Source organism: Prevotella sp. oral taxon 306 str. F0472 (assembly GCF_000257925.1).
GTDB classification, from domain to species: domain Bacteria; phylum Bacteroidota; class Bacteroidia; order Bacteroidales; family Bacteroidaceae; genus Prevotella; species Prevotella vespertina.
The window spans coordinates 79623-92094 of the sequence record NZ_AJIN01000025.1; the positions used below are offsets into that span (position 1 = coordinate 79623).

Here is a 12472-nt window from a genome sequence, read left to right on the forward strand (position 1 = left end):
CGTGGTATACACCTACAAATTGTATGCCATGTTGGATGTCTTTAGTACATACCAGCCCTCTGTTCCTTGATTTGTTCATCATGGATATAGTCGTCGTAAGTGGTTAACTTATCGATAGTACCACTTGGTGTCAACTCGATGATACGATCAGCAACAGTGTTGATGAACTCGTGGTCATGTGAACTAAACAAGATGTTACCCTTGAAACTAACTAAGTTATTGTTGAATGCTTGGATACTTTCGAGGTCAAGGTGGTTCGTTGGCGTATCAAGGATGAGGCAGTTTGCATTCTGTAATTGCATACGGGCAATCATACAACGCATCTTTTCTCCACCCGAGAGGACGTTTACCTTCTTCTCAACCTCTTCTTGTTTGAACAGCATTCTACCTAAGAATCCCTTCATAGCAACCTCATTACCTGGACCATACTGAGATAGCCAGTCGACCAGATTTAGGTCACAATTAAAGAACTCAGTATTGTCTAGTGGGAGATAAGCTGTTGTAATAGTAACACCCCAGTTGTACGTTCCTTCGTCTGCTTTTCGATTACCATTAATAATCTCAAAGAGAGCTGTCATTGCTTTTGGATTGCGTGACAAGAATACGACCTTTTGCCCCTTTTCTATGTTGAAGTTTACGTGATCGAACAATACAGTGCCGTCTGGATCAACAGCTTTAAGGTCTTGTACCTCTAGAATCTGGTTACCCGGTTCACGTTCCATACTGAATATAATGCCTGGATACTTACGACTTGAAGGGCGGATCTCTTCAACGTTTAGACGTTCCAACATCTTCTTTCGAGATGTAGTTTGCTTACTCTTTGCAACGTTAGCAGAGAACCGGCGGATGAATTCCTCAAGTTGTTTCTTCTTCTCTTCAGCCTTCATTTTCTGGTTCTGAGCTTGTCGCAATGCAAGTTGTGAGCTTTCATACCAGAACGAATAGTTACCAGCAAATACCGTAACTTTGCCGAAGTCGATATCAATCGTTTGTGTACTAACAGTGTCCAAGAAGTGACGGTCGTGTGAAACAACTAACACCGTCTGATGCTCGTCAATCTCACTTAGATAGTCCTCAAGCCATTCCACGGTATCAAGGTCAAGGTCATTAGTAGGCTCATCAAGTAGTAAGTTCTCTGGCTTACCAAACAATGCTTTCGCCAACATAACGCGCACCTTCTCTGTATTTGATAGCTCCGACATCTGCTTCTCATGTAGCTCCTCTTTAATACCGAGGTTCTGAAGAAGTTGTGCAGCATTGCTTTCTGCCTCCCAGCCATTCATCTCTGCGAACTTTAACTCTAGGTCGGCAGCGCGGTTACCATCCTCTTCTGTCATCTCTGGTTTGGCATATAGAGCCTCACGCTCCTTCATATTCTGCCAAAGACTATCGTGTCCCATGAGGACAGTATCCATCACTTTGTACTCGTCATATTTAAAGTGATCCTGCTCCAATACCGACAATCTCTCGCCTGGACCAAGCTCAATAGTTCCCTTGTTAGGCTCTAAATCGCCTGATATCGCACGAAGTAATGTTGACTTACCTGCGCCATTAGCACCGATAACTCCATATATATTACCTGGTGTAAACTTTAGATTAACGTCTTTGTAGAGAACTCTCTTGCCGAATTGGATAGCAAGGTTTGAAAGTGTAATCATCTTTTTCTAATACCTTATTATATAATAATTTGACTGCAAAGGTACTACTTTTATTCCATTTCCCCAAATCTCTTGCTTTCTTCTCAAGCCATGAGAAGAATTGTTATTGATAGGTAATAGTTATTGAGGTTGGCGTGTAGCCTATGGGAATTAATTTCTTCTACTGATTTAATAGATGTATCACTTATTCTTCGTACATTTGCACCCTGATGATAAGAAAGAACCCATATACACAAGAGAAATATAAGCATTATAAGGTAAGAGATAATGCTCCATTGCTGGAATGGCTGTTAGCTAACCTCAGCGAGAGTAAGAGTAAGGTGAAAGCAACGTTGCAGAACCGAGGTATAAAGGTTAACAGCAAGTGCGTAACGCAGTTTGATTATCCGCTAAGAGCTGGTGACAAGGTTTCAGTAAGTAAGAGTAAGAAGAACGATCTGTTCCGTAGTCGTTATGTGAAGATAGTCTATGAGGATCGCTTCTTAGTTGTGATTGAGAAGAACATAGGTATCCTCTCAATGGCTGCTGGTCACTCTGCTCTCAATGTGAAAGCCGTGTTGGACGATTATTTCCACAAGTCTCGACAGAAGTGCACAGCGCATGTTGTGCATCGTTTGGATCGTGACACTTCGGGCTTAATGATATATGCTAAGGATATGCAGACCGAACAGCTCTTGGAGAGAGATTGGCATAATATAGTCTATGATCGCCGCTATGTGGCTGTTGTCAGTGGTGAGATGGAGAACGATGAAGGTACGATTGCCAACTGGTTGAAGGATAATAAGGCTTATGTCACCTATAGTTCTCCAGTGGATAATGGCGGTAAGTATGCCGTTACTCACTTTCATGTGTTAGATAGAACAGTGCGCCATAGTCTTGTTGAATATCGTTTGGAAACAGGAAGGAAGAACCAGATACGTGTGCATTCAGCCGATATGGGGCATCCAGTCTGCGGTGACGTCAAGTATGGCAATGGTGATGATCCTTTGCACCGACTATGTTTGCATGCTTATGTTCTTTGTTTCTACCATCCTGTGACACATCAGCGCATGGAGTTTGAGACGCCTATCCCGATGAATTTCAGACATTTGTTTAAGTAGAAACTACGATCTTTTAGAATGGAACACTTCGAACAGTTCTTAGGCTTGTTATTGGCTTTAGTCGTTGGTGTAATATTGATTAAGAAGATAACGAGTTGTCTTTTCCGATTAACTATAACCCTTGTTCTATTGGGGATTATAGTCTGGTTCCTGTTGAATTACACGAGTGTCTTTCATTGAGTTAATCTATTAAGAACTTACAAATACAGAAGCTTTCTGTATAGCAACAGAGGCTTTCTTCTATTTAAGAAGGGCGTTTCCTCACATCAAGGAAACGCCCTTCTCGCATCAAAGATATGCCTTTCTCAAAAGGAGAAGTGTTTCTCCTCCTCTGCTAATAGCTTTATCGTTGTTATTCAATGGTTCGTATTCTAATTGCTCTCCAATAGGTGTCTCTTCCATTAGAAAGGTTAAGTACGATCGTTGAAAGCCTTTTCCTACAATTTTATACACGCTTGTATAATTAGTTATACACGTGTGTATAATTAGTTATACAGCCTTGTATAATTCGTTCTACACGTCTGTAGAATTTGATACATCTTATAGGCAAGCAGTCATCATGGTATTACTCGTTCGATTGAATACTAACTCTAAAAGGGTATCGAGGGACTATCGTCAGTTGATTCTTATATACCTTAATAATCTATCTAGGCATATCCTCTCCTTTTAAAAGAAGGCTTAGTAAAGTCGTTCGTAAGGAATGTTAGGGGACAGAAAAACCCTATTCTTTTCCTCTGAATGATGGTAAGAGGAAAGGAATAGGGCGATTGTTTATGTCGTTCTAATCGTTTACACTATTTGGCGAAAGGATAGAGAACGAAGGTGAAGGTTGTTCGCTTAACTGGAACACGATATTGCTCGGCAACACCAGGACCACAGGTTGCAGTACCAACACCGCTTTGCAGTGCATCTAAGTGTACTGTTACCTTTCCATCGCGATAGAGTTGGTTGATGTGAGTAGCACGATCGACAACACTATCAGAGAATGGTATTACAGAGAACTGGAAGGATTGCTGCGCTGCAACCATCAGTTGGTTCTTTGTGTCAGAGAACTTCACCCATCGCACATCAGTGCGGTTGCCCGTTGCTTGTGGTTTCACATAATAATGGAACATAGCCTCTGCAGTGGTGTTGTAATGCCCAATCAATCCTGCTTGTTTGCGGTCGTTGTAAGTCTCAACATCACCACGACCAACGTATTCAACCTTTCCGAAGTCGTCATTCATGCGGAAGGTAAGTCCAATGCGAGCAAGCGATTTGATGATTGCAGTGTCTGGGTTGAAGGTCACTGATACTGCTAACGCACCATCCTTTTGAGGTTGATAAGTGAAGAGAGCTGTTCCAATGACATTACCCTTCTTACCGATAATCTCGGTCTCTGCGCTCGTTACGTCCTTTTTATGCGTAATCTTCGTTACCTTCTGCGTGATAGAATCAAGTCCAGCCTCACGCCAGAGTCTAAGTCCGAATTGGTCACGTCCATCGTTATCGGTTGCTGGACGATAAAGACTAAGGCAGAGTGGGGTAGCAAGATATTCCTTGTTGCCATTCTTCAAAGAGGTTAACTCGCCTGTTTTCTCATCCACCTTATAACTTGTGCGTTGCTTCTCACGTGGGAGATATGTGGTGCAGTTCGCTGCTTGTTTCAGTGTGAACTGATCGTAAGCAACTACATCATTCTTGGTGATAACCAATCCGTCATTGACAGGTTGCCATGCGAGATCAAGGAAGGCTTCAGTTGTTGCCTTCAAGTTAGCAGCAGGGAAGGTGATAGTTGTTGTTTCATGAGGAGCGCAATCCACGTTCTTTGTTCCCTTAGAGAGCACCTTTCCGTTCTCATCAACAATTTGCCAGTTAAGCTGGTAAGCATTGAGATTGGTGAAGTTAAACCAGTTCTTTACCTTAATCGTTATTTCTTTATCGTTTGATACAAGCTCTGATTTAATGTTCTGGTAAATCTTCTTCACCTCTGCAAGATGTGGATGAGGTGTGCGATCGGCAGCTATCAAACCATTCGTACAGAAGTTATCGAAGCTAGGAACATCCTTTGGTCCATAATCGCCACCATAACTCCAATACCAGTTACCATTCTTATCTACCTCACGGAACGACTGATCCACCCAGTCCCATATACTTCCACCTTGCAAGATAGGTTCTTTCTCAATCAAGTCCCAGTAGTCCTTCATGCCACCACAACTATTACCCATAGCGTGAAGATACTCGCACATGATGTAAGGGCGAGTGGTGTCAGTGCGTTTAGCGTATTCCTTCATGTGATCAAGTGAACGATACATTGGGCAATAGATATCCGTGTTGAAGTTCTCTTCCGCACGCTCGTATTGTATCAAGCGAGTCTTATCAGCATTCTTAAGCCAGCGATATGTGTGCTCGAAGTTAGTGCCATTACCAGCCTCATTACCTAATGACCAGATGATGATACTAGGGTGGTTTTTAGAACGCTCATACATACGGCGAGTTCTATCCATGTGTGCCTTGAGCCATGTACTATCCTTTGCTAATGACTCTTTGCCATATCCCATACCATGTGACTCGATGTTTGCTTCATCGATAACGTACAATCCGTATTTGTCACAAAGCTGATACCAATAAGCGTCGTTAGGGTAGTGAGAGCAGCGAACCAGGTTGATGTTGTTCTGTTTCATCATACGAATATCCTGTTCCATAAGCTCCTTGCTGACGGTGCGACCACGTTCAGAATGTTCGTGGCGATTGGCTCCCTTGACAAGTATAGGCGTACCATTGATACAGAGTTGTTTGTTCTTTATCTCGATAGTCCTAAATCCTATCTTGCTACCAGTTTGCTCTGTTACATTACCATCTTTATCCTTTAAGGTGATAAGTAACGTGTAGAGATTAGGGTGCTCAGCACTCCATGCAGCTACATTCTGTACATCCTTTGTGGTGAAGTTTACGATAGCATCGGCATCTTTCGGGTTTACAGTCTTATCTTCGGAGAGCACTTTGTTGCCTTTGTCATCCGTTAAGGTGTAATTGACAGAAGCAGCTCCTGTTCCTTTTATATTGGTAGTTAGACTGAAAGTACCATTGTAGCTGCCATCCGTCTGTTTGTCAACAGAAGCAGTTGTGTTATAGTCTGCTATGTATTGCATAGGTGTGGAGTACAGATAAACATCCTGTTCAATACCGCTGATACGCCAATAGTCCTGGCATTCGAGGTAAGAACCAGAGCTCCAACGATAGACCTCCATCGCAATTACATTGTCACCCTTGTCATTAAGGTATTTGGTTATATCCCATTCAGAAGGCATCTTCGCACCTACATTGTAACCAACATATTGCCCATTGATCCATAGGTAGAAGAATGATTTAACACCTTCGCAGCATAGAACGACACGGCGTCCCTTCCATGCAGCAGGTATAGTGAATGTACGACGATAGTCGCCTACTTCATTCTCTGCAGATGGTACATGAGGTGGGTTCTTCTTGAAGTTGAAGAGCTTATCATCAAACTCGTATGTCTCATTGACGTATATAGGTAAGCCGTAACCTTGGCGTTCCCAGTTGCCTGGAACATTGATGTCATTCCATCCCTGTACGGCAAAGTCAGGTTGATAAAAGTTCTTTGGGCGTAGCTCGGGGTTTCTATTCCAATGGAACTTCCACTTTCCGTTGAGCGACATATAGTAGGTGGAATGTTCGTAACCACCAGGTTGCTGCAATGCTGTAACAGATGAATAAGGTATCACATAAGCGTGTGGTTCTAACTTGTTCAGTCCTGTGCTGTATTGACTCTGCCACTCAGGAGTGGTAGTCTGAGCCAATGAGGATAGAGGAAGTAATATGCCACAAAGAATGCTGAATATTTTTCTCATGTCAATATCTTGATAATAAATGGATAGTATAAACGTCTGTTCTTATTTCTTTCTTATATTGCTTTTGTTTCTTGGTTGAGTCTTTCCTTTCCTTGCAAGAGCTGCATCTTTGAGGAATTGAGTGCGGTCAACATGTGGAAGAATCGTGTATTCTCCGTTTGTGATGTCATTCAATGAGAGACTAACAAACTCTATGTCATAGCCATCATTTTGCCCACGAACTTCGTAAAGGAAGCCTATGCGATGATTAGACATATTAACCATTGTGGAGTAACAAGAAGACTCGTCAGTTACACGCAGTCCTTTCTTCCAATTCTTTCCAAGTGCCGCTGCTGTTGAGTAATCGGCATAACGAGCTATTTCCTTATAATAGAAACCAACGCTATCACGCTTTGCGCTGAGAGGAACAGATTGTAGGGCAACGAAGAGTTGTTTGCCATCAATATTCCTCTTAGCTGGTACGATGAGGATACCACCATTACATGCATTTACTTCCTTAGCGGTCATGTTCTCTGGCATTACTTCTTTGCCCCATGACCCAGTAGCTTCTTTTGCATTGGTATATGTGAACACATTGAATCGTCTTCCACCATATACATTCCTGCAACTAAGTAATACACTACCATCAGGTAACTCCTCTATCTTTGATTCATCTTGTGCTATTGAAGGAGCGACTGAAGGGTTGCCAAGGGTATGCCAAGTATATCCGAAGTCATCTGAATAGATGACAAATGTACCGCAGATATCCACGCCTTTTTGCCTAATTGGGTGTGCTATATAAAGGCGGTAGAACTTACCTTTACGTATATAGCGGCTTTGCATAATCTTACCTGATGTAAGGAATATACCATCAGGTTTGCCTCCGTTGGGTAGTTTCCCGTCATAAAGACCATGTATCATCTCGGTTAGTTCAATACCATTGTCCCATGTCTTACCACCATCCTTACTATGGAAGAATACAGCATGTTGTGGATTCTGTCGGGTTGCTGTCTGGTATCCTGACTTTCCCGCAACGCAATGTAGGAGGACATTGTCAGATGTTCTATCTGCTACAATACTTGGGTCTCCAAAGGCAGCACGTACAGGGTTAGTTGCATGTTCATTGCCACGTGCAACGCAAACAGAGTCTGACCAAGTTCGACCAAAGTCTTGGCTGGTCTTCATAACAACGTTAATCTGCCATAAACCATTGCGATTGTTCCATCCTATATCACTATGGTTTAAGCGATAGTCGCATACAGCTAATAAAGTTCCTTTGCGTGTTTCTGTAATTGCAGGGATGCGGTAAGGGACGGTGCTATGAGCTCCGTCAAAGACAACAGTTCTAAATTCACCATCATCTTTAGGTGTTTGGATAGTCTTTGCATACCCTGTCAAACATGACAAAGAGAGAATAAGTGAAAAGATAATATGCTTTCTCATTTTTGTTAAATGGGGAAGTTTTTGATTGTTTTGTTTAGTTATAATCACTGTTCTAATCGATAAGAACATGATTATATTGGGGGTTGTATAAACTGTACCTACCCTTGAAAGGTAGGTACAGGGTTAATTTTTAAAGGTCGTAATCTAAAGATTTTCTTTCTATTACAGCCCCTTTAGGTACTAGAACTTGTATTCAACGAATGCTTCCATTGCTTCATAGCAAGCTAAACCGAGATCATCGTAGAGTTTTGCTGTTCCACGATTGCGGTCTTCCGAACGTTGCCAGAAGAGTCGCTCATCGTTTCCGAGGAATGGAGCACTTTCCATCTGACTCTGGTGCTTGAGGATAGAGTTGCGCTTAGCACGTAGTTCTTCAGGGCTGATAGGAACGCACATTTCGATATTCTCAATTTCCCATTCTGCCCATGCACCACGATACATCCATACGCGACAATCCTTTAGCCACTCTGCTTTAGCTTCTTTCTCAAGGTCTAAAGCTGCAAGTACTGCATCTGTACACTTACGGTGTGTACCATGAGGGTCAGCCAAGTCACCAGCAACATAAATCTGATGAGGTTTCACCTTAGTGATGAGATCTCTAACAATGTTTACATCAGCCTCGCTCATTGGGAGCTTTTCGATCTTACCAGACTCGTAGAAAGGAAGATCCAAGAAGTGTACGTGGTCGAGTGGAATCTGATTGAATGTACAAGCTGTGCGAGCCTCTCCACGACGGATAAGTCCCTTGATTGTGCGTACATCTTGTGTGTCGATATCACCTTCCTTCTTGCCTTTCAAGAAGTTCTTAATCTCTTTGTACTTAGACTTGATAACCTCATCTTGCTCGTTGCCGAATATTTGGTTAAAGCCATTGATGAAGTGCATGAAGCGTACAACTTCCTCATCTCCAACGGCAATGTTACCCGATGTCTCATAAGCCACATGTACATCATGACCTTGTTGTACTAAACGACGGAGTGTTCCTCCCATTGAGATAACATCATCATCAGGGTGTGGAGAGAATACAATTACTCTCTTCGGGAATGGTTTAGCACGCTCGGGACGATAGGTGTCGTCGGCATTAGGCTTACCACCTGGCCATCCTGTGATAGTATGCTGAAGGTCATTAAAGATCTTAATATTAGCATTGTAAGCTGAACCATAGAGTGCTAATAACTCACTAAGACCATTTTCATTGTAGTCTTTATTCGTTAACTTAAGGATTGGTTTACCAGTGATCTGGCACAACCATACCAATGCTGAGCGTACTAACTTATCGGTCCACTTGCATGAAGCAACAAGCCAAGGATGCTGGATGCGAGTAAGTTTTGCTGCAGCAGAGAGGTCGATTACTACATGAGCATCATTATGTGTTTGTAAGTAGGATGCAGGTACTGTCTCACTAATCTTACCCTCAACAGTTTTCTTGATGATATCTGCCTTTTCCTCGCCCCATGCTGTTAAGAAAATCTTGCGAGCGGCAAGTATAGTGCTAATACCCATAGTGATAGAGCATGGAGGAACGGTTTCTTGTGAACCAAAACTCATCTTCATCTCTTCGCGTGCAGTCTCATCAATGAGGATAAGGCGTGATGCAGAGGTGATACTAGAACCTGGTTCGTTGGTCGCAATATTACCCATACGACCAATACCCAATAAGATTACATCAAGTCCTCCAAGCTCTTTAATGCGCTGTTCGTAGGCACGGCAATGTTCTTGTACCTTGTCTTGAGCAATCGTTCCATCTAAGGTATAGATGTTTTTCTCTTCGATATCTATATGATTAAGGAAGCGCTGCTTCAATTGATTGATACTACGATTTACATTCTCCGCATTCAGTGGGAAGTACTCGTAAGCATTAAACATAACAACATTCTTGAAGCTCAATTTTCCAGCCTTATGACGCTTGATAAGCTCCTCAAATATTGGTGTGAGAGATGAGCCAGAGCCGATACCTATGACGAGTTGTCGTCCCTCTTGTTCTCTCTTCTTAATCTCTGTTTCAAGTTGATTTGCTATATCGGCAGCACCTTCTTCTATGGTAGGGAATATATCAGTAGGCACTTTCTCAAAGCGCGTAATCTCTGATCTCTCGATAGCAGTTGATGGGTGATAAAACTCTTTAGGAACTTGGTTTAGTACGATTTGTGAACTTAGATTTAGTTTCATTATAGATTCTCCTTTTCTATATCTTTAAAGTATTTATATGTTTCAACTGTCAACTTGTCTGTTGCAGACTCATCACATACAATTGTTCCGTGCTCGTGCATCTGAAGGGCGCTGATAGTCCATTTCTGAGTGATACCTCCCTCAACAGCAGCATGAAGAGCCTCAGCCTTGTTATGACCATTTACAAGGATTAGAACCTCTTTTGCGTCCATGACTGTACCAACACCTACTGTTAAAGCATGTGCTGGAACCTTCTCTGGGTCATTATCGAAGAATCGAGAGTTTGCTATACGAGTGTCAGATGTCAGTGTCTTGATACGAGTACGTGAATGAAGAGATGAACCTGGTTCGTTGAAAGCAATGTGACCATCAGGGCCAATACCTCCGAGAAAGAGATCGATACCGCCTGCTTCACGAATCATTTCTTCATAGTGTTGGCATTCTGCTTGTAAGTCTTCAGCATTACCATTAAGTATATGGATGTTCTCTTGGGGGCAATCAATGTGATTGAAAAGATGCTCTGCCATAAATGAGTGATAGCTCTGTGGATGACTTTCAGGTAGTCCCACATACTCATCCATATTGAATGTAATAACGTTCTTAAAACTCACTCTTCCTTCTTTGTAAGCTTTCACTAGCTCTGCATACATACCCTCTGGTGATGAACCAGTAGGCAGACCGAGTACGAAAGGTTTAGCTTGATTCTTTGCAGCATTGATACGTTCAATAACATAATTAGCTGCCCATTTAGATAACTGATTGTAATCGGGTTCTATGATTAATCTCATAAGTTTTGGTTTTAATTATTTTGTTTGAATGTTCTATTTGTTATTTAAGGGCTTATTAGGCCTTTTCTTTCTTTGTTGTATCTGGATAAGTGAAAGGTACGAACCATGTAATTAGTAATGCTGGAATGGTACATATCAAGACAAAGATAAAGAATCTGCGATAACCAAGAATGTCACTACAGAGTCCACTTAGCATACCAGGCAACATTACTCCTAGGTTCATAATACCACTGGCGAAGGCATAATGCGCCATTTGATGCTTACCAGGCGCAACCTGTTGCATCATGAATAATGACAATCCTACAAAGCCGAAGCCATATCCGAAGTACTCCATTACGATACCCCCACCTATCCATATCAAGTTTTCTGGTTGATAAATAGCCAAGAGCGTGTAGGCTATAAAGGGGATGTTAAATACTAATGCGAGGGAAAATAAGCTCTTCTTCAATCCTCTATGAGCAATGTAATAGCCAGCAAGGATAGAGCCGATGACAAAAGCAGCAGCTCCGAATGTTCCATAGCAAAGTCCAATCTCTTGCTCGGTAAGCCCTAGACCTTGTTCAGCACGGGGTGCTTTAAGGAAGAGAGGGACAATCTTCATGACAAAACCTTCTGCAAAACGATACAGAATGATGAAGAAGATATAGTATAGAATATGTGGCTTCTTGAAGAAATCAATGAATACTTTGAGTAGTTCATTTAATGAGTCACTAAGAGATTGAGGTGTTTCTTGTGCCTCTTTCTTTGGATTCGGAAGGATGAAATAATGGTAGATACCAATAGAAACCATTATGATAGCAATAATCAGCATGATGAATGTCCATGCCTTCGTAACGCCGAATATTTTGATGAGACTACCTGCAAGATATACCAATCCACCTGTTGCTGCAATCTTTGCAATGTTATAGAAGGCTCCTTGCCAGCCTATCCAACGGGCTTGTTCCTCATTAGAAAGTACTGACATATAGGTTCCGTCAGCAGCAATGTCATGTGTGGCACCACTCATTGCAATTACTGCAAGCATGGCAATGGTGATTGCGAAGAAAGAAGGGAGATGTAACGCAAAAGCTACTAATGCGAACAACAATCCCGTAAGTATCTGTGTGAGAACAACAAAGAACTTCTTTGTTTTGTATATTTCAAGGAATGGGCTCCATACAGGTTTGAATGTCCATGGAAGCATGATGAGTGATGTCCAAAAGGTAATTTGAGCATCAGATACTCCCATACCTTTATACATTAACGTGCAAACCATATTGAGAACAACGAAAGGCATACCCATTGCGAAGTAAAGTGTTGGTACCCATGTCGCTGGACTATGCTGCTTACTTTGGTTTTGGTCTACCGTCATTTGGTTCTTAGTCTTTAGATTCATTTCGTTTATTTGGATGTCTTTTAAAGTGGATTCAAAGTTACAAATTTACTTATACTTATGGAAATATTTAACTATAATTTATCAATTAAATGTGTTATTTCTAGGC

7 protein-coding genes are annotated in these 12472 nt (G+C 41.9%); 1 reads left to right on the forward strand and 6 read right to left on the reverse strand.

Annotation, left to right across the window (positions count from 1 at the left end; translation table 11 throughout):
• Window positions 1-41: 41 nt before the first annotated feature.
• Window positions 42-1658 carry an ABC-F family ATP-binding cassette domain-containing protein gene (locus HMPREF9969_RS04025; RefSeq protein WP_004384405.1) on the reverse strand — a complete coding sequence of 539 codons (1617 nt, stop codon included), beginning with the start codon at window positions 1656-1658 and terminating at the stop codon, window positions 42-44.
• A gap of 209 nt (window positions 1659-1867) precedes the next feature.
• Between HMPREF9969_RS04025 and HMPREF9969_RS04030 the strand changes: the two genes are divergently transcribed.
• On the forward strand, window positions 1868-2758 hold the full coding sequence (locus HMPREF9969_RS04030; RefSeq protein WP_004384406.1) for an RluA family pseudouridine synthase: 891 nt from the start codon (window positions 1868-1870) through the stop codon (window positions 2756-2758).
• A 794-nt stretch (window positions 2759-3552) separates the two neighbouring features.
• On the opposite strand, the gene HMPREF9969_RS04035 is transcribed toward HMPREF9969_RS04030, so the two are convergent.
• The 5 genes from HMPREF9969_RS04035 to HMPREF9969_RS04055 form a co-directional block, all read right to left on the reverse strand.
• Complete coding sequence (locus tag HMPREF9969_RS04035) at window positions 3553-6612, reverse strand: glycoside hydrolase family 2 TIM barrel-domain containing protein (RefSeq protein WP_009434583.1); 3060 nt, start codon at window positions 6610-6612, stop codon at window positions 3553-3555.
• Between the two features lie 42 nt (window positions 6613-6654).
• Window positions 6655-8034: a sialidase family protein gene (locus HMPREF9969_RS04040; protein ID WP_009434558.1), complete on the reverse strand. Its 1380-nt coding sequence runs from the start codon at window positions 8032-8034 to the stop codon at window positions 6655-6657.
• Window positions 8035-8214: 180 nt separating this feature from the next.
• Entirely contained in the window at window positions 8215-10203 is a 1989-nt protein-coding gene (locus HMPREF9969_RS04045) for a glucosamine-6-phosphate deaminase (protein WP_009434577.1), read from the reverse strand.
• Window positions 10203-10991, reverse strand: coding sequence for a glucosamine-6-phosphate deaminase (nagB, locus tag HMPREF9969_RS04050; protein ID WP_009434604.1), 789 nt, complete (start codon window positions 10989-10991; stop codon window positions 10203-10205). The genes HMPREF9969_RS04045 and nagB overlap by 1 nt, the downstream gene beginning before the upstream one ends.
• 55 nt (window positions 10992-11046) lie before the next feature.
• Window positions 11047-12366 carry an MFS transporter gene (locus HMPREF9969_RS04055; RefSeq protein ID WP_036894940.1) on the reverse strand — a complete coding sequence of 440 codons (1320 nt, stop codon included), beginning with the start codon at window positions 12364-12366 and terminating at the stop codon, window positions 11047-11049.
• Window positions 12367-12472 lie beyond the last annotated feature (106 nt).